The sequence below is a fragment of the Pseudomonas sp. WS 5059 genome, assembly GCF_012985525.1.
GTDB lineage: Bacteria > Pseudomonadota > Gammaproteobacteria > Pseudomonadales > Pseudomonadaceae > Aquipseudomonas.
Genome location: NZ_JAAQWO010000005.1, coordinates 1 through 25,736 on the forward strand (window position 1 = coordinate 1; position 25,736 = coordinate 25,736).

The window sequence follows — 25,736 nt, forward strand, 5'->3', positions numbered from 1 at the left end:
TTCTTTTCGGTCACTTGTTTGACCGCCTGGATTTTGAATTCTTCGGGATATCGCTGGTTGCTCATGGCACCTCCTAATGGGCCTCATTTTAAGGCTTGGAGGTGTCTACGAAACTAGGGGCGATTCACTCTTTTAAGCTACGAGCCTCACTCCGTTTAGACCTTACAGCTTTGGATTTTTTCTTAATTGTCATCGGCTTTGGATCGGGTGGGCATGCCTCGTTGAGCAAAGTACGCATAGCCTTTCGATAATTGAAAAGCATCTCAAAGCCGACGATGATTTCATCGCCTACAGCGGGGAGGGGTTCAACGAAACCTTCAATTATTTTTAATGATTTTTCGTTCCATCGGCCATTTGCGTGGCACAAGGAGTTTCTGATTGCAATTAGCTCCAAGCATCCCTGATTTGCCCATTTATATTCTGCATTCAGCAGAGTGGAAAGTTTTTCAACTTTAGATTGCGGCATGTTCCCGGCTTCTAGGTTAAGTTTGATTAAGGCGTCACTCATCATTTCATCAAAAATTACTGTCAGATCCTGTAATAGCATCTTGATTAACTGGCTGGAAATTTCTTCGAAGTGCGCGTTTGGGTCGCGCCTAAACTCCAATTCTTTACCTTCAGTCTTAGTGGGTAAGAGTGTTGAGTTGTAGGAGCAAATTGGTGATACCCAGTTGTTTGCGTCACGAAATCTTTCGTCTAGTGAGTTGAGATCTCCGAATTTTTCCTCTTTAGCCATGTGGAGTGAGTGCACGATCGCGTAAAAGGTCCTAGTCCATACGTGAACACGATTCCAATCCATGGTGACTCCTCAGAAATATGTTGCTAAATAAGTTTTGAGTAGAGCATTTAGCACCTGTTAGTCGCTCCCTGTGAGCGTAGGTGGACCAAAGCCAGGTCCATTCTCATTGGTGGTCTTTACCCTCTCTGGATGCCGCGGCAGCCGCCGCGAATGACCCCAAGGCTGGCTTATCAGGCCTTTGGAAGCATATACCATCTAGTATCTCGCAATTATTAGCCTGATCCAATCGGGGCGTTTGGAAGGACGCGACACTTGAGCCTATATCAGACATGTGCTCAAGCGCTTAATAACGGAGCGGGCCAATGAAATCGGGCAAGTGGTGTCGCATCGGCGGGCGCCAGCTACTGCTTCCAAGGCAAAGCCATTCGACCAAATCTTCTGATGAATTGACCGCATGGCTTATCCGCCATGGGGAAGGACAAGATGGTCAGCCCGATCCAAAGGTGCTAACCGACTCAAAGTAGCCATTGGTGAAGCGCAGCTAACGGCTAGAAGGGGTCGCCACGAGCAGTAAGAGAGTTCTAATACAGGCTATGGACATGCTGATAATGGCTTCGTAATATGGCGCATTGCCACTAATTCTGCGATTGGCAAGCTGCCTCAGGGTTTGTCAGCCGGCGTGAATCAGTATTAAGCACAGGTTGCGGAGATATTGCCAAGCATGTGTAGTCCAATTAAAGTTAGGAACCTATGAAATACTATCATATTGATACGGAGTCACGGCACCGCACTAACTGGGATCAGTTTCGCACCGGTGAAGAATATGTCGTCGGAGACAAGATAAATCCGATATACACCAACTGGAAGAACTCGGCAACTAGAGTGGGAGGAGGAATTACAAGAGAGGACGTTCATCGATCGGTTTCTGTAATGCTGCGGGAGCTTGCCTTCGAGAACCTAAGAGCCAGAGTCTATTCAACGCTCCCGTCAAGAACAAACTGCATATGGCTATGTGACTCTGAAGAATCCGCTAGATATTGGATTAAACGACTTCCTCACTCCGGCAGCAAAAGGATTCTGGAAATAGAAATATTGGAAGGCTTGACCCACAAAGCCTACGAACAGCACCTCACTAACAACTTAGAAAATATTAATGAATTAGAGGTGAGAGCACACAATTATTGGTCAGGTCATGGGGCTGGTAATTACGAAATCCTGTTCCAAGGTGTCATGCACATTGCGCGTGAGATTTATCCCTAGCAATTTACGAAAACCAACGCCGTTTCACGGCGCGGCTGTATTCCGCTGACTAAGCCGTTTGAGATCGGGGGCTTGCGTGCTACTCGGACTTCCGATCTATTGCTGCCTTTCGCCAGGTGCGGTAATGAGTCGTTTTCAGCCGGTCGCCATAGGCAGAAAACGACCCAAAGCTGCTGCATTTTGGATGGAAGCTAACGGCCAAAATGGAAATTTTCTGGCGGTGTTCATTAAGGAATCAAATTTTTTGCCTCAATTTTTTTAACAATCTCGGAAGTGCTCTCTCCCACGATTGAGTTATCTCGCCTCCAGTCTCCCCCCGTTCTTCGACTTCTGGACATAAAAGCTCCCATCATCATTGCAGATCCTAAACGATATGTTGCCCCCCGAGCGTTGGCTGCCCTGCGACTACTGACCAGTCAGGAATTTCTGATTTAATGTTATTGAGATGCGTATGCCTATTTGAGTTCGAAAACCACTCAAATCATCCAGTGACTGGCAGCACTTGGTTACCAGACGCCGGCCACCGATGCCTCTTTCAGCTTCACCTTGGCTTTTTTCCCTTGATATTACCCATCATGATCCATGCTGGGATGGGCTTGGGTGGGCGCGTATCGCTTTTCTTGTAATCAAAAGATAACGCGTGCGCGAAAAATCGCGATCAAGGCTGGTCGGCTAGCTGCTCAGGAGCTGTTGCCGAGGTGTGGCTGTCGTATCAAGCACTGAAAACTGTCACGCTGTTTTTTGATTCATTATCAAAATTTCTTGTTCGTCAGTCCGAGGCGGATGACTCAAGCTGATCGGTGATGAATAGCGAAGCTCCTAGAAGAGCGTGGCGGAGTTTCGGTGCCCCCCTCCTACGCCTCACAGAGCCCTGTGCGGAGCTTGGCTCCCATACCCATTTAGCACGGCCTAAGCCACCGCCGCTGGTCTCCTTCCGCTCGCAAGGCGAGTGGGCCTTCAACTGCCGACGGTGCCCGAAAACATTTCTAGTGATGACGGCAGGCTTTCCTAGCGCGGGCACGCCTTATCCCCGTCGATCTGAGCCGCATCCGTATTTCGTATTACCAATGCCAAAATAGTGGCGTTCCGAGGCGTTATCGCCAATCATACTGCCGGCCGGGGTGCCGAGGGCTTGGTCCCACAGCAGACGGAAGGGAGTGTCCTCCAATGGAAGTGGTTAGCTTACGAGCAGCGCCGTAGCTACGCCCTGGATGCTTTACGTGATTGCGCCGTGATTTGGACTCAGTTTCGTGAGCACAGATCTTGCCCTGGCATAACTAATAATGACGAAAGCTATAGGGTCAGGATAAATGTCGCATTCGAAGCGAAAAAGTATCGAAATTACCTTCATTGTCGTCGAACTTCTGCTTTTTCTTGGGGCGATTGCAACGACCTATCTCAGCTCGAAAGGCAACTGGGGGCTATTTTTTGGCATATCGATCGTCTTGAGCGTGATTTTCCTGGGCCTGAAGATTGCCCAAGCATTTCCCAGATTCAGGGAAATCTGGGTGCATGAGACACTTGCGGGTAAGATCGCTTCGTTTGCTCTGGCGCGGGGCGTTGTCGACTATTTCGACATGCTAAAGACCTCCGAGCAAAACAGGCGTAACGAAGAGACCCAGGCGGACATCGCAACCGCGTCCACGATGTTGCTATGCGCAAACTCCGGTGCTTCTTACCTCGACCACGGGGTGTATCGCCACTGGGAGGCGATTCGAAAGCGCTTAAGCGAAGGTGTGGATTTCCGCGTTGTCATGTTGGATCCATTTTCAGGTGAAAAGGGTTATCGGAATCAGCTCAACGTCACTGGAGACCAATACGGTTCGAAGATGAATTTGGCTAATCTCATCGATTTGTACAACCGCTATCCGACCCTGGATATCCGCTTCGTCCAGTTCGGTATGCACACAACGGTTTTCGCCGCAGACAACGTACTCTACGTTGACCCGTACACTGTGGGAGTGATCGATGATCGCATTGAGAACCGAAGCTTCACCTTGAAAATTAAGGAATGTCAGCCTACAGAAGGGTTGAGCCTGCATCGCATTTACAAAAGCCATCTTGCTACTCTTCTGCGAACTGGTGAATCGCTGGAGCAATGGTTGGAGCGCTGCGAGGACCAACTGCCAGCAGGGTTGCCACAGGTAAAATCCCGACAGTACCGTCAAAAGCATACGGCATGAGGGTTTATGCGCAATCCTGGTCAGCTTGAGATGACGACCCGACCTAGTCGTGTAGTGCTCAACTTCACTCACAGATGCTCACTTAACTGTGAATGGTGTTACGTGCCCTTCGGATCGCCCAAGGCTGAGCGAGAGACTGTCCTAGCTGTTGTATCACGTATTGCTGAGCTGGGCTTCACCGCCATCACTCTTGGGGGCGGGGATCCATTTCAGTACTCTTTCATCGGAGATGTCGTTCGCCTGGCCGATGATCTTCGGCTGAATGTCCACCTTGATACCCATGCGCGATCCCTTCGCCACACTGTGGAGAACGCTGCACTGATCACAGAGTGTGTAGATCTGATTGGCTTACCCTTAGACGGAAGCTCAGCATCTATGCATGATCGTATGCGTGGGTACATTGGCCATTTCGATAAAGTGATGCAGAGGCTGAGCTGGCTCAAGGACTTGGACGTCAGGGTGAAGATCAATACCATGATCTCAAGTCAGAATGTGTCTGACCTACCCGAGCTTGCCCGTTTAGTGCGTAGGATTGGCCCTTGGGGCTGGAGCATCTATCAATTTTGGCCCCTTGGGCCAGCCCGCGCAGTCGCGGTGAGGCACGAGGTCGCTTTTGAGGACTTCGTTCTAAGGGCGGAGGAAGCCAGGAAGATAGTCGATAGCGCAGGCACCACGGTGGTTGAGGTGTCTCAACAATTGCGCCGCCGCTCCACATATCCGTTGATTTACCACGACGGCTCTATAAACGTTCATTCTGGTAATGAGGTAAACAGCCTTGTTTGCATTGGATCGATTTTTGACTCAGATGCTCGTCTGAAAATCGATAGTCTATGCGGGCCCGAGAGGCTCGAAGCAGAACCCCGCTATGTGCGTTGACGGAAGCAAAGGCTAAGCGCCGAGACGAGGTGTTACGTTTCGCCCAGGTGCTCAGGCTACCTTCGCTCTGACTTTTCTCAATAGTGCGTCCGTACAGCGCTAGAAAATCGTTTTGATCACCTTATCTACCCCAGTGATCAGGTCTTCTACTTCGGCAGGTATAGATTCGGCAGTGCTCTTGTGTCCACACTTATTTCTGATGTCTCCGAGGAAATCGATGTGCCTGGATTGAGCAAGGTCAATCACATCTGCGGCCTTTAACGCGATATTAATCGGATTGATGGTTTTTGCTGTTTTAGGCAGGTTGTGCTTGGCCGCTAGCTCTTTGAGGTGGTCTTCCAGAACGACCCCGGCTACAGCGCCGGCGGCGCGGGTGTAGCCATTTTTCAACAGGCCTCTCGCGCTATCCAGCTCGTCGTCGAAGACGTCAGCCTGTACGAGTTGCTTGATCTCAAAAAGTGAGCTTTCGAAGCGGCGTTTGATCGCATTGACGATCGCGATCTGCTGTCGAAGCAAAACTGACGCGGCCGTAGCATCCGCCCGGACAACGCCTCCAAAGCTTGTGCTTAGGCCGTGGCAAGCATCCTCAATACGATAGTTCTCCACTGAAACGTCTTTCCGGCCTTTGGGCTTCTCGTATAGTTTGATGAAATCGCTTAGACGATCTGGCATCAGTTGTTTGACGAGAGTAACTGCTTCCGAATACCACTCTTGATAGGCCGTGGGGAACGGCTTAATTTTCTTCATAAAAGAGTCGACCGACTCAGTATTCCCCTTTAGCGATTTGGTCAGCTCGGCGACGTACTTGTCTCTGTCGGTATACAGGAGCGCAAGGGATTGCTGTACCTAGAAAGCTTCTTCCACTAATGCGTCCAAATCCTTTCGGTATTTCTCAGGGCGTGATGCGGTCATATCAATCCCTTTCTGGAGGCCTTTGGAGGTTCGGCGCTAGTGATCAGCGTAAAGGTAAGTCGTCATGATGGCCACTGGCCGACGCTAGATTGTGAAAGCTGGGTATCGAGCAGCAGACGACGCTTCTGCGGTGGCAGTGCTTAGGGGTACATTTGTGCTCTTTTCATGGCTCTTGCGCGTATTGACGCTTGGACCCGTTTTTTTGTCCTGTTAACATCGTGACGTGGATAGGCATACAGTTTGAGAGGCGGAGTCGAAGCAGTGCCTCTTGGACCCGATCATCAAGCTAGGTGTGTGAGGCGAGTGGATGCTTTCAACTGATGACTTCGTCCCTCTGGAGGCTGCAATCGGATCGCTGAGGCAGACCGCTCCCGCGTTTCTCGATGCTATTGCTACCGCTATGAGGACGTATCGACCGTCTGATGTAGTACCGAATGAGCAGGTCTGCTCCCGTGCACACGGCAAGCCCATCCCCGGCTTCGCTCTTACTTACGCCCACCTAAGCGGTTACCTCGACCTTGCCGTATCCAAGCACGCTTCGGTCTTCATCGAGACGGAGGCGGGGGTGTACCGTTCTGAAAATGTGTTTATCAATCGCAGTTGGTTGATTGCTCTGAATGAGCTTGCGATTCTTCAGCCAGGTATTGCGCAACCCCTAGCGCTGCGCGCCTTCGGAACGCAAAAGGCCAGTGTTACTCCGCTTTTTCCACCGCTCGATGACCAAACCCCTGACTCAGCTCGCGCGGAATTACGTCGACTCAAGATCCAGATTGAGAAGAATCTTGTGCTTCCTGGAGAGGATGCTCGCGATCGAGAAATCGAGAGTCTGCGAGCACAAGTGGCGTCCCTGGTGGAGGCCAAGTCACAGGGCGATGAGTTGAACGCAGCTCAGGCTATGACTCTGAAGATGCTGACCTTGGAGAATGACCAGCTTCGTAGAGTCAGAGAGGATGATGCATCGTCGAGGAGGCTTTCGGCTCCTGTAGAAGCGGTGCAGCCAGCTGCGCGTTCAATCTCCAACGTCGAGCTTCGCAACGCGGCTATCCGCGAGGCTCGTTGCGAAGTGGCGAAGCTTGCGATGGCCCTCTGGGCCAGCCCAGATCTTGCGGACTGCCGTACCGGCAAAATGGCCCAGCTGGTCAGAGATCACATCGATCCAAAATATGCAGAGCTACTACCCGCTACGAATATTTCACTTGCGAAGTGGCTATCGTCGGATGTGGCTCCCCCATCGGCAAAGCGCCGGGGTAGGCCTTCGAAGTCTGATCCAAATAAATAAACTACACATCCGGCCGGATATGTAGTTTTCCGGCCCCGTCCAGCGGTTTTAACCGTTGGATATCCCTGCCAGCATCCTCGTCGTCAATCACATTTGACGTTCTGGAGGACGCTGACGATGCCACTTCTTTCCCTGCCTTGTGTTTCTCGCTTTCCGCCCGTGAAGTCTTCGTGGTCGGCGAGCCTAATTTATCAAGTAGACCTTTCGCATGTGATCACCCTCGGGGCTGTCGCAGGCACACAGCTGGCCGGCATTTGCCTGGATAGCGATGACATTTTGCCAGGAGGTATTGTATGAAAATGCGCAAGATAATTTCGCACGAGTATGAGGGTGCCTCCATCAGCTTCGATGTGGAGGGTTGGATGAATGCTTCGCATGGTGGCGGAGTGTTTGAGAAAGACCCTGGGGAGTGGTTAGAGCTGGATTTGACTCAGTTGTACGTCACGGAATTGGCGAAGAGGAGGGGAGTGACGATCGAGTCGCTGATAGTGACCCGGCGCGGTAACGAGAGGCTCCGCGGGCTCTGGCTGCACCCCAAGCTTGCCGGCAAGTTCGCTCGTTGGCTCTCGATCGATTTTGAAATCTGGTTCGATGACCAAATGGAGGCGTTGACGTCGAGGGATGTGGTGGCTGTAGAGGCGGCGCGTCGCCAGGCTGCGATGGGCTTTCGAAGCCTGTGCGAAGCCCTTGTCATTACTCATCAGGCGATCGGAAAAGAAACGAAGCCTCATCACTATATGAATGAGGCCAGGCTCATCAACGAAATTCTGACAGGAGTCTTTCAAGGGCGGGACCGAAGCCAGTTGACGATCCCCGAGCTTGAGCTGATTACGCTGATGGAAAGCAGGGACGTTCTGCTGCTTGGTCAAGGGAAGGGTTACTCAGATCGCAAGGCTGCTCTCACTCAATACCTCGGTCAGCTCAGCGATAGCCGCTCACAGCTTCACCGACATTTCGGGTACGCACCGTTTCGTTTGGCGAGGTAGGCAGCTATAGCGTGAGAGGAGAACTCATCAGTCCCTATGGCGGCGGATGCTGCCGAGCCGCCCAGGCTCATCCCAGCTATTGATGCGGCGGGGGTTCAGTCGATCCCACACGGCCTCTCGGTGAAGAGCAGGATATCGATGGTGGCGTTTGGCTATTCAGCAAGCTAGATTCATGACGCAGACGTATTCACCTAAGGAACGGCAGGAATGACTCAGTACAACGCAGCTTTGATTCTGGATCTGAAACGACGCATTGAGGAGGATTTCACATCATCCAACTGGGAAGAAATCGGTTTGCTAACTGATAGCTCCCACATCGTTACTGGGCACTCAAGGTTATTGAGAAGCTTGAGCTTTGGTGATCAAGATTATGCGGGCAACATCATTAGTGTCCTCCGGGCAATGTCAGACCACAACCCCGGCTCTCTCAACGTGGTAAAGAAATACTTGGATCAATGGTATCCAGATCAAAATGTAACGTACATTTCTGCAAAACCGTCTGAAAGGAAGATTTCCTTCGCGCCCAATGTGTTCTCCATCCCTGATGGCGATGTGGAAGATGACTTGGTCACGGTCATGATGCCTTTCGCTGGTTTTGATGGTGTTTACATTGCGATAAAAAATGCGTGCAGCGCAGCTGGGTTCAGGTGTCTGCGGGCTGACGATATCTGGGACAATTCTTCAATTATCCAGGACATTTTTAGCCTCATCTATCGGGCGAAAATTGTCGTAGTTGATTTTTCGGGAAAGAATCCGAACGTGATGTACGAAACTGGAATCGCTCATACGCTCGGGAAAACTGTCGTACCGCTCGCGCAAATCGTTCAGGACATTCCTTCGGACATGGTGCACCACCGAGCGCTCATCTACCTCAAAAATGGTGAGGGTCTTGCCAAGCTTGAGGACGATTTGCTGAAAAAGCTTCGGATGATCAGCTGATTTCAATCGGGGCAACGGAGGCTGCCATTGGAGCAGCCTCCTTTAGCAGTCCTTAAGGTCATAGGGTGGTGCTGTTTATGTTCAATATGCTCGTTAAATCATCTCCATGGAATGAAGGAAGAGACGTTTTCTGGAAATCCAGAGTGTTCGAATACACAAGTGATGATCTGAGAGGATTATTTACGATAAATAATGCTCCTAATTTCGACGCGCTGATCAAGAACCCAGTTATTTTCATCGAGGAGACAAGTCGAGATCGTCAGCAGTTCGGTAGGGTGGGACGGATCTCTAGAGTGAATGTTAATGCTAGTGATGAAATAACACTTGAGTACCATTTTGACCAACTGATCCCTCCAATTCCGCAAAGAGATCTAATTAGGCTTGCACCATTATTGGGGATGCCGTCAACCCGCTTTGGTCATTACAGTCGAACACATTGGGCGGTTAAAGATATCGACATCTACCATGTGATTTTGTCAGAAACTTTGCGTAATCAGAGGGTGCCCTCCGCTTTTAGGCTGCCTCCTGCGCAGGCAGTTGATACAAATTTGCTTTCAGCCATGATGCCTTTTGCGGGATTCGACAATGTATGGACCGCTATTCAGCAGGTGGCTGAATCCTCTCTCATGACCGCTCAAAGGGCGGACAGCATCTGGGAACACCAAGAGATCATCCAAGATATCGTATCGTTGATAGACAGGTCAGCGGTCATCATTGGTGATTGTTCTGGTCGAAACGCCAACGTTTTCTATGAAATTGGCATAGCTCACGCGCTGGGCAAGCAGGTCATCCTGATCACCCAGAACGCAGAAGATATTCCATTCGATTTGGCGCATCTGCGTAACATCAGGTATCACAACAACGGCGAAGGCATCGAGCGCTTGAAAACGGAGCTGAGCGGCAGGCTTGCCACTATTCGCAGTCAGGCGTTGGGCTAAATTGGCGATACACCGGAGGAAGTCTACAGCGTCCCATTCCTCAATGCCGATGTAGAACAGGCTGCAAGTATTGACGATCAATGCCGGCCTCTCGTGGCCGCTTACAGGGCATGTAGGCGGCTAAAATGCGGTCTCCAGGCATGCGAGTGCCTCCAATTCTTCCAGCAATTCGCGAGGCTGCTACGCTCGCCCAAGCCCCTCCCTCTGGGTCATTCTACGAGCGAAGCGAGGAGGTGCGAGAGCTACAAAGGGATGCCGTAGCTGATAGGGTGGTCCCATTAGATTCTCACCAAAGTCCTTCGTCCATGCGTCTCATGAAATCGCTCACGCTTTCTTCGGGAGCCGTGATCAATTCATTCACCTTACCTTGATGCGCCATCAGAAGGAGGCGGGCCATGTCGATGTAGTGTTTGTAAGTGGTGTCGATATCCTCATGCCCCAGCTGGTTTCTGATCGCCTCGGCACAAGCTGCGTAAAGCGCATCTGCATTTTTCGTCAGCAAGTCATCTTTAAAGAATTTAATTAAGAACATCGTCGGCCACCAGCCACGACTGTCGTAGAAGCGGATGGCGCTCCGGAAGCTTTCATCCTTCGCCATAGCCTTCTTTTTGGCATCTGTTGTTCTTCTGCTAATGCGATTTCCATCGACCGGATCTCCGGCCTTAGTCAGGAACACGATCGAAGGAGGGCAATCTTCCCCGTATTTTTCCTTGTAGAGCTTGGCTCGATCTCGGTAATGGGGGTTTATGTACGTTCGCTCCAGCTCTTTGAGGTCCGCTTGGTTGATGGCGATTTCGCGAGTCTTACCACGCTTGCTACGAATAACCGTATACTTGACTATGGGGTTGGATGAATTTCGCATTTCTGACTGCGGCGCAATGTGCTTATTCACGCCGTTGCCATACAGAGGGAATTTGCAAAGTTCTGATGGGCGCATGGCTGTGCCAAGCGCAAATTTGAACAATGCGGAATAGACCTGGTCTGTGTAGCTTTCAGCCAGAAGGCTGATTTCTTTATTTGTGATGAGAGAAAGTTTTCTCTTCTGGCGAGACTCGCGCTCTAGGACGCTGATGTTGCGCCCATCGATGACGGTTCTTGCTTTGGCGTCGATGTAGCTGAGCATTTTTTTGTTTTTGAAATTTGGGAAGGCAGTTTTTAACAACACCTGGACGCCCGTTACGTAGCCTACGTCAGTGATCCACCTGAAAAAATTCAGGAGAACTTTTGCGTCGTTGATAGTGGTTTCGCACGTTGGTGAAGTCCTTCCCCTGTTTTGGCGTACGACTTGGCGATGGACCTGCCATCTTTTTAGATGTTTATTCGTTACAACGGTATGGAGGCGCCCGCTATCCACATCTTTGAATTCTGGCAGTGTCGAGAGAAACCTATAGAGCATAGAGATCAAACTAGCGTATCGAGCCGAGGTGCCTCGGGCGCTGCGGGTACAGTTATAAAGAAATAGGTTCGGGTAACTGAGCAGGACTTGTTTTCGGTTTTCATGCGCTATAAGAATGTGGTGCGTAACCTCGATGCCCAGATCATAGGCGTAATAGGTTATTTCCTTTGTTTCAATTCGTTCGATCATCTTAGTCACCTTGATTGACACGGAAAATGCAAAGTTCGTCCATCAAGGGTGACATGTTGAGGGTGGAAAACTTGTCCGCCATCTCCAGTTCGAAGTCAGGAATGCCCCGAAATTGAAATGCGCGCTGAGCCTTTACTATCGCAGGAGCATCGCACATTGGGAAATACACTTTAATCGGTGTCGGCTTGATTACTTTCGCCATCCAGCTCTTAAGCTCCAGGCTCGACGCGATGGGCAGCCTGACGATTATCGTCTGGCCGCCATTAGGCAGATAAAAGCTATCTACGAATTTTTGAAAGCTGGAAATGTAGCGTTCTACGAATACGACAACTGTCGTGGCTGAGGCTCTAGCGAGACCGTTAATCTTTCCCAGAACCTCATCGTTCGCTTTTTCCTTTTGCAATTCGTAAGTGTCGATGTCGTCGTTCTTGTGGATAGCTGAAAAAGCGTTTAGCAGATTAGTCTCCAGCGTAATTTTATTGGCGATGAGGCGAGGCGCAGCCGGTACTTCTGCTGCTTTTCCCTGATCACTATGAATAGCTGCAAGCTTCAGTTCATTGACCTGACGCAGCAGCTGCTCGTTGTGAAGCAACTGCTGTTGCATGGATTTCCGGATCTCGTTGGCGCTGAAGCGGAGGATGTCATCGTTCATCAAAGACGTGATCAGCCCGTTTCGGAGCTTCTCTTTCTCTTTAACGAACTGAGCCTGCTGGGTCTCAACCTGCTCATTCAACTCCACGAGCTTGGTATGGCTCTGGGTCAGTAGCTCGGTAGCATTCGGAGCTGAGCCGGTGAGCAGTTCGGACAGTGGCTTACGCCCCCATGCGTAATCCTTCAGGTCCCCGTAATACCTATTGAAAGCTTGGCGAGTGATGCCTACGCGATCCGAAAGCTCACTAATTCCCAACTTTTTGCCAGGAAGTGAATAGTGGTGCTCAGAGATGATCTGGACGAGCTTAGCTCGGGTTGCGCTCTCGTTCATGCTATTGCTCTCAAAGGAATCAGGCCTGGGGCATGCTGGTTGCGCTCCAAGTTACTTAGGTGACGTTGATGGGCCTCGATTTTGCGGCGAATTTGCAGCTCCGCTTTCTTCGAGATCGTATTGATGTTGTCTGCGAGGACGGATGTGAAGAACTCGATGTTATCCACGATCGCTTGACGTGCTTTTGCCAAGACAACCGCGTTTCGACAATCAATCTGGCAATTCTGAGGGTCTGGCATCAGGTGACCATCGGAATTAGGCCGGCCTTCAAGGCATGGAGGCGGGTTCTCGTGCGAGAACAGCTCTCCGGAGACGCAGAAGGTCCCGATGGCCGTGCGACTGATGTAGACGGGCTCGCCAGCTACCAGGAGATGCGAGATGTAGACCATGATGCTGACGCGCAGGCGCTTTCCGGTGAACTCATTCGGACGTGTCGCGATTTGCTCAGCAATCCTCTCGGCTGGAGCGCCTGAATAGCTACCGTCGCGCACCGAGGAGACAATCTCGTGGAATTCGCTAGCAAAGCTATCCTCTAGTGCTTGAGCTACGCCCATGACCAGATGTGGGTTCCGACTGATATATCGCAGGGTCATCTCATAGCTGTGATGCCCGAATAACATCCGGATTAGCTCGATGTTGCGTTCATCACGATTGATCAAGATTTCTGCAATCGTCTTCCTGAAGCGATGACAGTGAATGCGTTCGACCGGTACCTCATCTTTTAGCTGCTTGATGATGCCGTTCAGGATCGCCGGGGTGACTTGATTGAGTGGCTTTACGCTCTGATTAGCCTGAAACAGGATCTCACGTTTCCTGAACGGCTTAACATCGCGCAGTTCTTTGAAGGCTTCGACTTTTTCCCCAATGAACTTGGGCAGTGGCAGTTCATCAACCTCGCCATTGTGAGCGGGGTCTTTGGCGGTCTTGAACCGTCTGATCCTGATCCAGTATTCCCCGGCCTCATCTGCCCAGATATCATCCAAGGTCAGGATAGCCAACTCGGATTTACGCGCGCCGGTGATCAGTGCGATCAAAATAAATAGAGCATTCCTTACTCGATCTAGAGCTATTGCGTAATGCTGAACCCAGGTATACGCATGGCCTGGCCAGCTGTATTTACCTTTGGTAATGGTTCTATGAACGACGTTATAATTAAGGACGCGCGCTCCATTGATCTCAATGTTGAAGTATTTCTCGAAGTCGGGCAGTTCCTGGGTGCGCAATATCAGGTAGCCTTCGATCTCATCAAATTTGTTGTCTCTGATGAAATTCCTGGCTGCTTGAAGATGCGGCATTGCTTCTTCAGTCCAGAAGAGAGAATAATTGATGAGGTGTTCCAGTTCGTTTTCGGAATATGGAACCCATCCTTGCATTACGCCCGTAAAAATCTCACGCACATCGCGATGTCGTTCGGTCGTATCAACGTGGCGCAAGTCCACATTTAGACAGATTTCATCCGGAATAAGCTTTTGGATGGATAGGGCATGCCACAAGCGGATGAAGAAGAAAAGAGAAACGTATTTTCTATTTGTTTCACTATTCTTAGCAGCGTCAAGCGCCCTGTTCAGCATAGGTGCCGATATTAGAGCGATGTCCGATGAGGTCGCTGTTAGATGATTCGGCTTAAGCAGGAAGTCCTCGACCGCAGAATACTCATATGCGCGAGACTTGGTCGTCTGATACGATTTAACATTTCCTTGGAACGAGAAATTTGGAATGAGGTAGTAGACAAGACAGCTTTTCAGGAAGTTGGATCCTGGTATTTCTCTGTCGAGCTTAACCTTAGGTGCGAAGTTGTGCTTTGGCTTGTCTAGAGTCCACTCGCTATCGCAAAAGCAGGAGAATTCAGAAACAGGGAAATCGCCTTTAGGATACAATGCGAGCTTATTTTTCAGGGAGTCCTTGGCTTGAGCTGCGCCTGCTGACGACTCCGCGAGAATATCCTCAAGGGCTGCGTCCAGCGCTTCCTCATTATCTGACTCAAACGCAGCAATGAGTTCGTCGTCGCTAAGTTTTATTGAACTCATTGCGCTTCTTCCTCTTCAAAAATCATCCTCAAGGCTGCCATGTCGCGAGGCAGCAAGCTTTTCTTCTGTCTGCGCTTGAACCGAAGCGCGTCTAAGACTGCATCTTGGTCGTCCCAGCTTTCGAAAAGGAATTCAATGATTTCCTTTTCAATGCTTAAGCGTCTGGTAAAGCCAGATTCATCGCGGTCGTAAAGATCTTGTTCAATATGACTCAACCGCTCATGTAGGTAGGGCAGGCTGTCAGTTGTGACCCAAACCTTGTCGCAGCCAAGGCATTTCTCAATGGCAAAGCATTTTTGGCCTTCCCTCAGTTGGCGATCAGCACCTGGCCAGCTAGGTGCGGTTTGATCCATGCATCCCCAGAGAGGTGCTGTATGTCCAGGTATGTGGAAAAAGCGCGGGATTACATTGGCCAATTCACTTGCTCGTTTCCCCAACAAACCTTCGAATTTGCGAGCGCCCAAGAGATCCATGATTTCTTCAAGAGCAGATCTCAGTTCGACCCTGCGGCGCTGCATAGCTGCCCCGGAGCTGTCGTAATGGATGTCTGTCGTTCGCTGTTGGGCATGGCCCATTTGAAGGGAAACGATGCTCAACGGATCTGTCCGGCGCCTATGCTGGCTCCATGTTGGGCGTAGCCGCCGGGCGATGTCCTTCGCAGCCACAAGTCGTTTGCCGTTCTCATAAACCGGGTAGAGATCGAAAAATTGTTTAGCCGCGGTGTGATACGACTTAGGAAATGAAATCGAGCCGTGGCGCCCACCTGTCGATTTGAAGTCTCCCCATGCTCTCAAGAACAGAAAGAGTTTGCTCAGTTCTTCGCCGTTATCCAAAGTCGTCGAGACATCAAATTCGTGGTTCAGAAGCGGCTCCGATAGCTTTTCTGCCAGTCTGACAAGATTGCACACCGCATACGGATCTGCGGAATTGCTCGTCGCAAGGATCTGCGCAGGGGCTTCGTATTCCTTTCCTATACTCTGAGACTTCTGTTTCTCACCGAAAAGCATCTTAAGGTTTTCGTTGACTGCTCCGGATAGAATGTGCTCAAAATTATCTGGATCAATAGAGAGTACCGTTTCCTTGTTCCAGCCGGATTGAATCATGAGGAACTGGAGGAGCGCAGCCATATCGACCCCAGTAGGGTAATACATGCCCAGCAGCTCATCCCAAGCAGTAATCTTTTGTCTGGTATTGGCTCTGTTGGCGTGAGTATATCTATATAGCAAGATCTTCACGGAGTTATTGCAGGATTCCGTAAAGTTTATAATTGCGCTGCGTGAGTATTCGTCGTTAAGCACCTCAAGCGATGTGGAAAACGGATAGCCGGCAGTGATCAGGGTTTTCAGTGTGCGGAGATCATCTGGCACCCAAGTGTATATGCCCACACCGGAAAATGGATCAACCGGTCTTTCAAGAAGATAAGGAGCTGAGTGGGCGCGGTAAAATTCCTGAAATGGCTTGCTGGCCCCAAGCTTTGATAGAGCTATCATCTCCGGGTCGTTAGAGTTGCGCAGTCGGTAGGTCAACGTGGTCTTGTTAACTTTGATCTTATTTGCGAGATGATACTGGTACCAGCGGAATATATTCTTCCGATCGTACTGCGGGCGCGTCACCTCGCAAAGCTCTTCATAGGTGTATGGCTTTACTGCTTCGAGCGCGTTCCGGAGATCTAGTTTTTTATATAGCAATTCAGTGTGCTTTTGCAAAGCCTTCGTGAGTTGCTCGTAGGCTTCGTCGGTCAGTGGCTCCTTGGGGGTGTCCTTTTTTGTCTTCACTGGTGGTAGAGTTAGCTTTGGTATTTTTCCTGTGTTCTTTGCCACCACTGACATAGCTGCTCGAAATTTTTCGGCGTAGCTAAGCGGAAGCTCATTGCGATTCAAGTAGCTAACAAATCCCAAGAATACGGCCACTGAGATGTCGGTGTACTGACTCAGTCGCAGGGCCTCAGGATTTTTCTGATCGTATGAGGATGCATAATCGAGCCACGCGTTTAGTGCGGAGCGCAATAAGTATCCATTAGCGTGAGAGACGGTAGGGCAGTACTGGATGAATACGTAGTGCAGGGTTTGGTAAAGGTTTTTGTCTTTGGAGAATCCTGGGTGATTTAGATAGTTGCAGGATATGACCCGACCCTTAACAGACTCTACTTCAGTTGTTGCGAATTCTATTTCCATGCGAAAGCTCTTTCATGGCTGCGGTGAAACTCTGACCGTTGATGGAGCCGCGCGTTGTCAGCCTTATGTATAGTTCTTTTAGCTTATCATCATGCGTTGCCCGAAAATCAAGTATTTTTTTGTTTTGGCGCATTTTTTATTGAGGAGTTAGTGATTTCTTGAGGTGCACTTCCTTTATATGTAGTACATAATTTCGCTTTGCTTATGCTTAGTGTCAGTTGTATTGACGCGACTGCAACTTCTGAAGTGAGGATTAGTTGAGCTTGGTACGAGAAGTTAGGCGCTCATCCGCTGGCTAGCGATGAATCGGGAACCAATAGTAACGATCTGGGGTAGATGGGGATCAGCGGAGCGACCAGATGAGACAACGAAAAGATGAAATGAGGTGGCGTCATGCCGGTAGGAGCATTATCCAGGGCTTGGCTAAGCTTCTGCTCGTGCAAACCCTGAGCAGTATCAGAGATCTACAGCTCAAGGCGGGGGGCGTTGTATCCCCGCCCGCGATTGTGAACGGAGTGCCTACGGTAAAGCTATTAAGTGACTGCGACAGTTCGGGGCATTGTTTCGAGCCATGCATGGTCGACTTTTGTTTGAAGATCTTCGAGATTCCCGTCATTCTCTATAAGAAGATCAAGAGGCTTATGCTGGACTCCTTCTTCGGAGGAGTGAGATGCCACCTTTAAAGCATCTTTCCTTTGGATGTGCCAGATGACTCCATTGTGGGAGCGCCAAAAGTCAGCCTCATTTTCATACCTAATATCTTTGATGATGATTACGGACTTATCTTCTAGGCTCAACTGTTTAGTTTCAAGCGGTCTTACAGGGCGTTTGGCCCTGACGTCCTCGTAGTTAGGAAAATATTGGCGGGTCAAATTTTTAATAAGCTTGAATGCTTCGTTGGGAGTGATGGACCAGTATTGGTCCACTGCACCTTGCTCGTAGGGCTCCCAGGTCTGGGCATTCGTGAAGCCGAAGAAAGCCTGCGCGGTGAGACGAAGTGGCGCTTCCGAATGGGAGAGGTACTCGTCTGAGGGGGGAGGGGTGAGATCGATGTGCGGCTGGTTCAATTGCTTATCCGCGCGCATAAGCCAGTGCTCTGGGTTATGATGCCGCATCCACTCGGTGCCTAGCATCTGGAACATCAGGCGGGGTGAAAGAGACCACAGGTCAACGACCTCTTCCTTTATAGCATCGCTCCAGGCTTCATCAGAGGTAAGGCCGAACAGCGCCTGGCAGCCCGATTTCAAGGGGTCAGCAAGAGCGAAGGCAGCTACATTTTCATGCTTGAGCAGCATCGAAGCAACGGTGTCTTTACCGCTCCGCGCCAGCGCAGCCAAACCAATGATGGTTCTCATATCCGCTCCAAATACCTGTATTCTCTAGGTTTTATGACCTTTTTTCTATGTTTACATTTTCAGGTACGGACATACAATTGAGTCATGTTTACATTTAGATCAGACGTAATACAAGACTCCACCTACGCCTATCAGGGCGCTGGCCGCGGCCTGTCCCTGGAACGCATCGCGACCCTGGAGACCTTCGTCCAGGGTGACCTGCGCCCGCACTTGACCCTGGTTTTCGACCTGCCGGTAGACGTCGGCTTAGCCCGGGCCAGCGCCCGTGGGCGCCTGGACCGCTTCGAGCTGGAAGGCCGGGGGTTTTTCGAGGCGGTACGCGCGGCTTACCTGCAGCGTGCCCAAGCTGCGCCGTCGCGCTACTGCCTGCTGGATGCCGCGCAGCCGCTGGAGCAGGTGCAGCAGGCCATCGATGCGCTGCTACCCAAACTGTTGGAGCTTTACCGTGGCTGAAGCCTATCCGTGGCAGGACAGCCTGTGGCAGCAATTGGCCGGGCGTGCCCAGCACGCCCATGCCTATTTGCTCCATGGGCCGGCAGGCATCGGCAAGCGCGCCCTGGCCGAGCGCTTGATGGCACGCTTGTTGTGCCAGAATCCGGCTGGGCTGGAGGCGTGCGGGCACTGCAAGTCGTGCCTGCTGCTCAAGGCCGGCAGCCATCCGGACAACTACGTGCTGGAACCGGAAGAGGCCGACAAGGCGATCAAGGTCGACCAGGTGCGCGACTTGGTGAGCTTCGTGGTACAGACCGCGCAGATGGGCGGGCGCAAGGTGGTGCTGATCGAGCCGGTGGAGTCGATGAACATCAACGCCGCCAACGCCTTGCTCAAGAGCCTTGAGGAACCTTCCGGCGATACGGTGCTGCTACTGGTCAGCCACCAATCCAGCCGCCTGCTGCCGACTATCCGCAGTCGTTGCGTGCAGCAGGCCTGCCCGTTGCCGAGCGAGGCCATGAGCTTGCAGTGGCTGGGCCAGGCCTTGCCCGAGTGCAGCGAGCAGGAGCGGGTCGAGTTGCTGACCCTGGCGGCCGGCTCGCCCCTGGCTGCGGTCAGCTTGCAGGCCCAGGGCGTGCGCGAGCAGCGCGCGCTGGTGGTCGACGGGGTGAAGAAGCTGCTCAAGCAAGAGCAGTCCGCCACACAACTGGCCGAAGGCTGGAAAGATGTGCCGCTGTTGTTGTTGTTTGACTGGTTTTGCGACTGGTCCAGCCTGATCCTGCGCTATCAACTGACCCAGGACGAAAACGGCCTGGGCCTGATGGACATGCGCAAGGTCGTGCAATACCTGGCGCAGAAGAGCGCCCAGGACAAGGTGTTGAACATTCAGGACTGGATCCTCGCCCAGCGCCAGAAAGTCCTGGGCAAGGCCAACCTGAACCGCGTGCTGTTGCTTGAGGCCCTGCTGGTGCAGTGGGTCGGGTTGCTCGGCCGACGTTGATATTCTCGGGGTCGACGGATGTTTCGTCGGCCAGACACTTCCTGTGACGCAAGTTGTAACTTCTTATGCTCGTAGATTCCCATTGCCACCTTGATCGCCTCGACCTCGCCGCCCACAACGGCTCCCTGGATGCTGCCCTCGAGGCTGCGCGCCAGCGTGGGGTCGGGCACTTCCTGTGTATCGGTGTCAGCGCCGAGAACGCCGCCGACGTCAAGGCCCTGGCCGAGCGCTATGCCGATGTAGATTGCTCGGTGGGCATCCATCCTCTGGATCTCAAGCCTGGCGAAGCCCCGGCCCTGGAGTGGCTGCTGGACGAACTCAATCACCCGCGAGTGGTGGCCATCGGCGAGACAGGCCTGGATTACCACTACGAGCCGGAGGCCGCCGACCTGCAGCAGGCTTCGTTCCGCCTGCACCTGCAAGCGGCGCAGCAGACCGGCAAGCCTGTGATCGTGCATACCCGTGGCGCCCGCGCCGACACCCTGGCCCTGCTGCGCGAAGCGGCGCTACCCCAGGCGGGTGTGTTGCACTGTTTTACCGAAGACTGGGAGATGGCCAAGGCGGCCCTGGACCTGGGGTTCTATATTTCCCTGTCGGGCATCGTCACCTTCCGCAACGCCGAGGCCCTGCGTGATGTGGCGCGCCAAGTGCCCGCCGACCGTCTGCTGGTGGAGACCGACTCGCCATACCTGGCGCCGATCCCTCATCGCGGCAAGCCGAACCTGCCGGAATATGTGCGGGATGTGGCGGATTACCTGGCGATGTTACGCGGCGAGTCGGTGGAGCGTTTTGCCGAGCAGACCACCGAGAACTTCAAGCGTCTGTTCCCCCTGGCGCACGTTCGCTGAATTGCAGGCAAAAAAAACCCGGGTTCTGGGGGGTGAATCCGGGTTAAGACCATTAGGAGTAAACAAGGGTACGCGGTCCGTTGGTACCCATATCGGTGTTTCACTTGGGGGAGATGTCACACCGACAGATGAAGTATTGATCAGTATCCCGTGCAGTCCAGCCGCATCTGATCGTTTTTTAAACAGATTTGGAATACGTGCGCTTCGCTTGAGTTCTCATTGAGCGGCAATACATTGCGCGAATCGACGTTTAATTTCTGACCCGCATCGCCTGATTCGTTGGCGCGCTGTAAGTTTAGTGTATGGGTTGTTCATATAGACGTTGCCCAACGACCGTTCAGTCGGGATAATCCCTCGCACCGGGTAAAACGTTCCGTCATCGGGGCATCGAACCCTTCCAATACTGACCTCTGCAGACCTCTTTCTATGCACAAAGAACCCCGTAAGGTCCGTGAGTTTCGCCGCCGTGAGCAGGAAATTCTCGACACCGCGCTCAAATTGTTCCTCGAACAGGGTGAAGACAGCGTCACCGTCGAGATGATTGCGGATGCCGTGGGTATCGGCAAAGGCACCATCTATAAACACTTCAAGTCCAAGGCCGAGATCTACTTGCGCCTGATGCTCGACTACGAGCGCGATTTGAACGAGTTGCTGCACTCGGCCGACGTCGACAAGGATAAGGAAGCGCTGTCCCGGGCGTACTTTGAGTTCCGCATGCGCGACCCGCAGCGCTACCGCCTGTTCGACCGCCTGGAAGAAAAAGTGGTCAAGGGCCACCAGGTGCCGGAAATGGTCGAGGAGTTGCACAAGATCCGTGCCTCGAACTTCGAGCGCCTGACCCTGCTGATCAAGGGCCGCATCAGCGAAGGCAAGCTGGAAGATGTGCCGCCTTATTTCCACTACTGCGCCGCCTGGGCCCTGGTGCATGGCGCGGTGGCGCTGTACCACTCGCCATTCTGGAGCAACGTGCTGGAAGATCAGGAAGGCTTCTTCCAGTTCTTGATGGACATCGGCGTGCGCATGGGCAACAAGCGCAAGCACAGCACCGAGCTGCCGAACCCCGAGACGCCTGCCACATAAGGCATTCACCCGGACAATGGCCGGCTGATTTACTGCCCTATGTAGTAACCCAGGAATATACTCAGGCAAGGACCTTGCTAAAATCTGATTTATGAGTCAGGTTTTAGCGCGCCCGAATTATCCGCTGCCGGAGTGATCCATGATCGTTGATCGTCAAGGCAGGCGTTTTCGCAATTTGCGGATCAGCCTGACCTCAGCCTGCAATTACGCCTGTACCTACTGCGTGCCCAACGGCAAGCGGCTGGTGGCTGCGCAGGACGAACTCTCGGCCGAAGCCATGGCGCGTGGCGTGGCCTACCTGATCGAGGCGGCGGGCATCGATCGCCTGCGCATTACCGGCGGCGAGCCACTGGTCAGCCCCAAGCTCGAAACGTTCATGCGGGCCGTCGGGCAGATGGGCTTGAGCGATATCAGCCTGACCACCAATGGCCAGTTACTGGCGCGCAAGTTGCCATTGCTGGTCGATGCCGGCATTCGCCGCATCAATGTGTCCCTTGACACCCTGGATGCCGATGCCTTTCGCGGGATCGCCCGGGGTGGCGACCTGGCCACCGTCCTTGATGGCATGGACCAGGCTCGTGCGGCGGGGATCAAGATCAAGGTCAATATGGTGCCGCTGCGCGGGCAGAACCTCGGCCAGGTCATGCCGCTGCTAGAATATTGCCTGGAGCGCGGTTATGAACTGCGTTTTATCGAGTTGATGCGCATGGGCCATCTGGCCATCGACTCCAACGCCTTCCTACAGCAATTCGTCAGCCTGCAACAACTGCTGAGCCTGATTGGCGAGCATCACGAATATCTGCAGGCCGACGCCCCCGTGGACGCCACCGCCGTGCGTTATGAAATTCCCGGCCAGGGCTTCTTCGGCGTGATCGCTAATGAAAGCGTGCCGTTTTGCCGAACCTGTTCGCGCCTGCGGCTGTCTTCCACGGGGTGGCTGCACGGCTGCCTTTCGTCGAGCAACCGGCACTATGTCGGCGACCTGTTGGACAAGCCGCGCCACCAGGCCCTGCCGGCGTTACAAGGGTTGCTGGTCAAGGCCTTGGGCGATAAGCAGGAAGTGGCGTTTTCAGGCGGGGCGACGGTGATGAAGATCATTGGCGGCTAGCCAGGCAAGCTGGCGCAAAATCTGCATCTTGTGCCCATTCGCCGGTTTTCCGTCACCGGCCTCTGGAGGATAGGATGCGTAGTCTGGTTTTGTTGCTGGCGTCGTTCGCGCTGGGTGGCTGCATGACAGTCAGCGATATGGCCGAAGGCACTCGCTATCAGATGAGCGATGCCGGCTTGCTGGACCACAGCGATACTCGCCGTTCCAACTCGGTTCGCATTCAGCCCGATTCCTTTGTGTTTATCGCCCAGGGCGCGTTCACGCCGCCGGGCAGTGCCTATCCGCGGCCCAATGTGGTGGCCGAAGAAGCCTTCAACGGTTTCATCGAATACTTCCCCATGGTCCGCCGCGCCCGCGCCCCGGAAGGCCTGGAGCAGGCCATGGCCGAAGCCCGCGAGGTAGGCGCCCATTACCTGTTGTATACGCGGTTCGCCAAGGCCGATGATCGCATCGGCAATGCGGATGAGTGGGCCGACCAGGAAGCCCTCGACCGGCTGGGTGTCGACAGCGGTGTGATCCAGATCATGTTGATCGAGACCAGCACCCAGTATTTGATCGATACTGCACGGATCCGCAGTCGTGGCGGTTTACTGACGTTCCACGACAACAAACCCGAAGATTTGCTTGGCCCACCGCTGCGCCAGTACGCCCGCAGCCTGCTGGGCATGAGCGACCAGTAATTCAAAGGAGAACAGCATGACGGGTTCGGCCAAGGCCAATGATTTGTTGGCACAGTTGCCCAAGGGCAAGGGACCGGCACCGGTTCACCTATGGAACCCGGATTTCTGTGGCGATATCGACATGCGTATCGCCCGTGATGGCACCTGGTATTACCTGGGCACGCCCATCGGGCGCAAACCGATGGTCAAGCTGTTCTCCAATATCATCCGCCGCGATGGCGATGATTACTTTCTGATCACACCAGTGGAAAAGGTTGGGATCAAGGTGGATGACGCGCCTTTTGTGGCGGTGTCGCTGGAGGTCGAGGGGCAGGGCGAAAGCCAGCTCCTGCGGTTTACCTCCAATGTCGAAGACCTGATCGAAGCCGGCCCGGCGCACCCGCTACGGGTGGTGATCGATCCCCACACCCAGGAACCTTCGCCCTACGTGCTGGTGCGCAACAACCTTGAGGCACTGGTCCATCGCAACGTGTTCTACCAATTGGTGGACTTGGCGGTGACGCGCCAGATCGAAGGCGAGAGTTGGCTGGGCATCTGGAGTGGCGGGGTGTTCTTTCCGATAGGCCTGGAGCCCAGGGATTGATACTGGCATGACGCAGAATATCTACGATACCCCGGCCTTTTTCGCTGGCTACAGTCAAATGGGCCGCTCCCTGCAAGGGTTGGCAGGCGCGCCGGAATGGCCCGCGTTGCAGGCGTTGTTACCGCCGATGCGGGGCTTGCAGGTGGTGGACCTGGGCTGTGGTTATGGCTGGTTCAGCCGCTGGGCCCAGGAGCAGGGCGCCGAACAGGTGCTGGGGCTGGACGTGTCACAGAAGATGCTGGCGCGGGCGAAGGAAATGACGTCATCCTCGGCCATTACTTATGCCATTGCCGACCTCGAGCAACTTGATCTGCCCGATGCTGCTTACGACTTGGCCTACAGCTCGTTGGCCTTTCACTACATCGCCGACCTGCCCGGGCTGTTTGCCCGCATTCATAGGGCCTTGAAACCGGGAGGGTGGCTGGTTTTTTCCATCGAGCACCCGATCTTCATGGCACCCCGCCAGCCGGGCTGGCAGGTCGATGAGCAAGGCCGCAGAAGCTGGCCGCTGGACAGTTATCAATTGGAAGGACCGCGGGTCACCGACTGGCTGGCCAAGGGCGTGATCAAGCAGCACCGTACCCTGGGCACTCTGCTCAACCTGTTGATCAAGGCAGGCTTGAGCCTGAGCCATATTGAAGAATGGGGCCCGAGTGCCGCGGACCTTGTGGCCCGGCCTGAGTTGGCGGAGGAGCTGGAGCGGCCGATGATGTTGCTGGTGGCTGCGCAACGCCCAACGCTGTAGGTAATGCCTGGCGAGGGGCGACGCAGCCTCGCCAGGGCTCGACAGCCGCTACGGTTGGCTTTCCAGCTTGCGGGCGGCGTCCACGCCAGAGGCCGTCAGTTTGATCGGCAGGTGCAGCGCATGTTCGCCAGCCTCGTTGCAGGTCACATGGCCTTCCTTGATCAGTCCACGGTCCTGAAGGGTGGCCAGGGTGCTGGCCACGACTTTTTCGCCCCGGTAGTTATCCAGCACCTCCTTACCCAAACCGTTCGGGTGCGCGTGCAGCAGACGGGTGAGGACTTCTTTCTCCAGGTTTTTATCGACGTTCATGCATACCTCTTCAGGGTCAGTGGTGGGGTAGTGTTCGTCTGTCGGCCAAGGGGTCAAGGTTGTTTCGGCGCGCCGGGCAGGTTGTCATCGTTGCCGCTTGGGGCGGCATTCTTGCCGGGGCCGATCTTGCCGTTCTCCACATCGGTACCCAGGCCCTGGCGGTTGCCGTCATTGCCTTGGGTGCGGGGGTCGGCACCGTTCTGGATGATGGCTCCGCCATTGGTATCCAGGCCGGTGCCCATGGAGTCTTTGCTCTCTTGGGTGGCAGGGTTGGGCGGGCTGCCAATCGGGTCGGTCTTGCCGGTGGAAGGGTCGGACGCGGCGAAGCTGCCCAGGGAAACCGCAGACAGCAAACCGGCGAGGGCGAGGGCAGTCACTTTGGAAGTATTCATGGTGGAGCCTCCATAGGAATAAAGTCCTTACCTTAGGTTGGTCCGCCCGCTCATATTGTTGGTGCCTGGATCACGACGAACGGTGTCAGCCCACCTGTAAGATTTTGTGTTTCGAAGCCCGGCGCCAGATCAGGCGCGCCAGCGTAATCAGCCAATTGAGCAAGGCGATGCAGAGTTTTCCGCCAACGGGAGCAGTAGGGGGCATGGGCAAACCTGGGCGTCTGTTGGATTTATGGCGGACTTTTTACCACGCGCGATTGCACCATTTGTTCTGCAGTTACTGGTGCCAAAATTGCTGCAGTTACGGAGTAACTGCGTGCATAA

General features: G+C 53.3%; 24 protein-coding genes and 1 pseudogene. 16 read left to right on the top strand and 9 right to left on the bottom strand.

Annotated elements, in window-relative coordinates; all coding sequences use genetic code 11:
- Positions 1 to 124: 124 nt before the first annotated feature.
- Positions 125 to 799, bottom strand: coding sequence for a hypothetical protein (locus tag HBO12_RS15100; protein ID WP_170042573.1), 675 nt, complete (start codon positions 797 to 799; stop codon positions 125 to 127).
- A gap of 690 nt (positions 800 to 1,489) precedes the next feature.
- Here HBO12_RS15100 and HBO12_RS15105 point away from each other — a divergent pair.
- The 4 genes from HBO12_RS15105 to HBO12_RS28775 all read left to right on the top strand — a co-directional run bounded on the left by HBO12_RS15105 (position 1,490) and on the right by HBO12_RS28775 (position 5,058).
- A complete protein-coding gene (locus tag HBO12_RS15105; RefSeq protein ID WP_170042574.1) occupies positions 1,490 to 1,999 on the top strand; it encodes a DUF2441 domain-containing protein in 510 nt (169 codons plus the stop codon).
- Between the two features lie 124 nt (positions 2,000 to 2,123).
- On the top strand, positions 2,124 to 2,261 hold the full coding sequence (locus tag HBO12_RS15110) for a hypothetical protein (protein WP_170042575.1): 138 nt from the start codon (positions 2,124 to 2,126) through the stop codon (positions 2,259 to 2,261).
- Between the two features lie 1,048 nt (positions 2,262 to 3,309).
- Positions 3,310 to 4,182, top strand: coding sequence for a hypothetical protein (locus HBO12_RS15115; RefSeq protein ID WP_170042576.1), 873 nt, complete (start codon positions 3,310 to 3,312; stop codon positions 4,180 to 4,182).
- Positions 4,183 to 4,212: 30 nt separating this feature from the next.
- Positions 4,213 to 5,058 carry a radical SAM protein gene (locus tag HBO12_RS28775; protein ID WP_426136283.1) on the top strand — a complete coding sequence of 282 codons (846 nt, stop codon included), beginning with the start codon at positions 4,213 to 4,215 and terminating at the stop codon, positions 5,056 to 5,058.
- 99 nt (positions 5,059 to 5,157) lie between these two features.
- On the opposite strand, the gene HBO12_RS15125 is transcribed toward HBO12_RS28775, so the two are convergent.
- Positions 5,158 to 5,805, bottom strand: a complete 648-nt coding sequence (locus HBO12_RS15125) for a hypothetical protein (protein ID WP_170042578.1) — start codon at positions 5,803 to 5,805, stop codon at positions 5,158 to 5,160.
- A 730-nt stretch (positions 5,806 to 6,535) separates the two neighbouring features.
- On the opposite strand from HBO12_RS15125, the gene HBO12_RS15130 reads away from it, so the two are divergent.
- The 4 genes from HBO12_RS15130 (at position 6,536) to HBO12_RS15145 (ending at position 10,112) form a co-directional block, all read left to right on the top strand.
- The gene (locus HBO12_RS15130; RefSeq protein ID WP_170042579.1) at positions 6,536 to 7,249 is read left to right on the top strand and encodes a hypothetical protein; all 714 of its coding nucleotides are present in this window, start codon (positions 6,536 to 6,538) and stop codon (positions 7,247 to 7,249) included.
- A gap of 293 nt (positions 7,250 to 7,542) precedes the next feature.
- On the top strand, positions 7,543 to 8,235 hold the full coding sequence (locus HBO12_RS15135; protein WP_262377000.1) for a KilA-N domain-containing protein: 693 nt from the start codon (positions 7,543 to 7,545) through the stop codon (positions 8,233 to 8,235).
- A gap of 207 nt (positions 8,236 to 8,442) precedes the next feature.
- Positions 8,443 to 9,174, top strand: coding sequence for a hypothetical protein (locus tag HBO12_RS15140; protein ID WP_170042580.1), 732 nt, complete (start codon positions 8,443 to 8,445; stop codon positions 9,172 to 9,174).
- A gap of 77 nt (positions 9,175 to 9,251) precedes the next feature.
- Positions 9,252 to 10,112, top strand: coding sequence for a hypothetical protein (locus HBO12_RS15145; protein WP_170042581.1), 861 nt, complete (start codon positions 9,252 to 9,254; stop codon positions 10,110 to 10,112).
- Between the two features lie 286 nt (positions 10,113 to 10,398).
- On the opposite strand, the gene HBO12_RS15150 is transcribed toward HBO12_RS15145, so the two are convergent.
- From HBO12_RS15150 to HBO12_RS15170, 5 genes are all read right to left on the bottom strand, one after another.
- Positions 10,399 to 11,697: a site-specific integrase gene (locus HBO12_RS15150; RefSeq protein ID WP_170042582.1), complete on the bottom strand. Its 1,299-nt coding sequence runs from the start codon at positions 11,695 to 11,697 to the stop codon at positions 10,399 to 10,401.
- A 1-nt stretch (position 11,698) separates the two neighbouring features.
- Positions 11,699 to 12,679 (bottom strand): hypothetical protein, encoded by a 981-nt coding sequence (locus HBO12_RS15155; RefSeq protein WP_170042583.1) that lies wholly within the window; start codon positions 12,677 to 12,679, stop codon positions 11,699 to 11,701.
- Positions 12,676 to 14,706 carry a tyrosine-type recombinase/integrase gene (locus tag HBO12_RS15160; protein WP_170042584.1) on the bottom strand — a complete coding sequence of 677 codons (2,031 nt, stop codon included), beginning with the start codon at positions 14,704 to 14,706 and terminating at the stop codon, positions 12,676 to 12,678. The genes HBO12_RS15155 and HBO12_RS15160 overlap by 4 nt, the downstream gene beginning before the upstream one ends.
- Complete coding sequence (locus HBO12_RS15165; RefSeq protein WP_170042585.1) at positions 14,703 to 16,880, bottom strand: hypothetical protein; 2,178 nt, start codon at positions 16,878 to 16,880, stop codon at positions 14,703 to 14,705. The genes HBO12_RS15160 and HBO12_RS15165 overlap by 4 nt, the downstream gene beginning before the upstream one ends.
- 533 nt (positions 16,881 to 17,413) lie before the next feature.
- The gene (locus tag HBO12_RS15170) at positions 17,414 to 18,235 is read right to left on the bottom strand and encodes a deoxynucleotide monophosphate kinase family protein (RefSeq protein ID WP_262377001.1); all 822 of its coding nucleotides are present in this window, start codon (positions 18,233 to 18,235) and stop codon (positions 17,414 to 17,416) included.
- A 102-nt stretch (positions 18,236 to 18,337) separates the two neighbouring features.
- Here HBO12_RS15170 and HBO12_RS15175 point away from each other — a divergent pair.
- The 8 genes and pseudogenes from HBO12_RS15175 to HBO12_RS15210 form a co-directional block, all read left to right on the top strand.
- Positions 18,338 to 18,688, top strand: a pseudogene (locus HBO12_RS15175) (dTMP kinase); the annotation flags it as partial.
- On the top strand, positions 18,681 to 19,667 hold the full coding sequence (locus tag HBO12_RS15180) for a DNA polymerase III subunit delta' (RefSeq protein WP_169955216.1): 987 nt from the start codon (positions 18,681 to 18,683) through the stop codon (positions 19,665 to 19,667). The pseudogene HBO12_RS15175 and the gene HBO12_RS15180, both read left to right, overlap by 8 nt.
- 65 nt (positions 19,668 to 19,732) lie before the next feature.
- Positions 19,733 to 20,515: a TatD family hydrolase gene (locus tag HBO12_RS15185; protein WP_169955217.1), complete on the top strand. Its 783-nt coding sequence runs from the start codon at positions 19,733 to 19,735 to the stop codon at positions 20,513 to 20,515.
- 426 nt (positions 20,516 to 20,941) lie between these two features.
- Positions 20,942 to 21,595, top strand: coding sequence for a TetR/AcrR family transcriptional regulator (locus HBO12_RS15190; protein WP_169955218.1), 654 nt, complete (start codon positions 20,942 to 20,944; stop codon positions 21,593 to 21,595).
- A 139-nt stretch (positions 21,596 to 21,734) separates the two neighbouring features.
- Positions 21,735 to 22,703: a GTP 3',8-cyclase MoaA gene (locus HBO12_RS15195; RefSeq protein ID WP_170042586.1), complete on the top strand. Its 969-nt coding sequence runs from the start codon at positions 21,735 to 21,737 to the stop codon at positions 22,701 to 22,703.
- A gap of 74 nt (positions 22,704 to 22,777) precedes the next feature.
- Positions 22,778 to 23,383 carry a DUF4823 domain-containing protein gene (locus HBO12_RS15200; RefSeq protein WP_038442470.1) on the top strand — a complete coding sequence of 202 codons (606 nt, stop codon included), beginning with the start codon at positions 22,778 to 22,780 and terminating at the stop codon, positions 23,381 to 23,383.
- A gap of 16 nt (positions 23,384 to 23,399) precedes the next feature.
- The gene (locus tag HBO12_RS15205) at positions 23,400 to 23,966 is read left to right on the top strand and encodes a DUF1285 domain-containing protein (RefSeq protein ID WP_170042587.1); all 567 of its coding nucleotides are present in this window, start codon (positions 23,400 to 23,402) and stop codon (positions 23,964 to 23,966) included.
- 7 nt (positions 23,967 to 23,973) lie between these two features.
- Positions 23,974 to 24,711 carry a class I SAM-dependent methyltransferase gene (locus tag HBO12_RS15210; RefSeq protein WP_170042588.1) on the top strand — a complete coding sequence of 246 codons (738 nt, stop codon included), beginning with the start codon at positions 23,974 to 23,976 and terminating at the stop codon, positions 24,709 to 24,711.
- A gap of 48 nt (positions 24,712 to 24,759) precedes the next feature.
- On the opposite strand, the gene HBO12_RS15215 is transcribed toward HBO12_RS15210, so the two are convergent.
- Both HBO12_RS15215 and HBO12_RS15220 read right to left on the bottom strand, forming a co-directional pair.
- Complete coding sequence (locus HBO12_RS15215; protein ID WP_169955223.1) at positions 24,760 to 25,020, bottom strand: hypothetical protein; 261 nt, start codon at positions 25,018 to 25,020, stop codon at positions 24,760 to 24,762.
- A 53-nt stretch (positions 25,021 to 25,073) separates the two neighbouring features.
- Positions 25,074 to 25,412 (bottom strand): hypothetical protein, encoded by a 339-nt coding sequence (locus HBO12_RS15220; RefSeq protein WP_057439593.1) that lies wholly within the window; start codon positions 25,410 to 25,412, stop codon positions 25,074 to 25,076.
- Between the last annotated feature and the right edge of the window lie 324 nt (positions 25,413 to 25,736).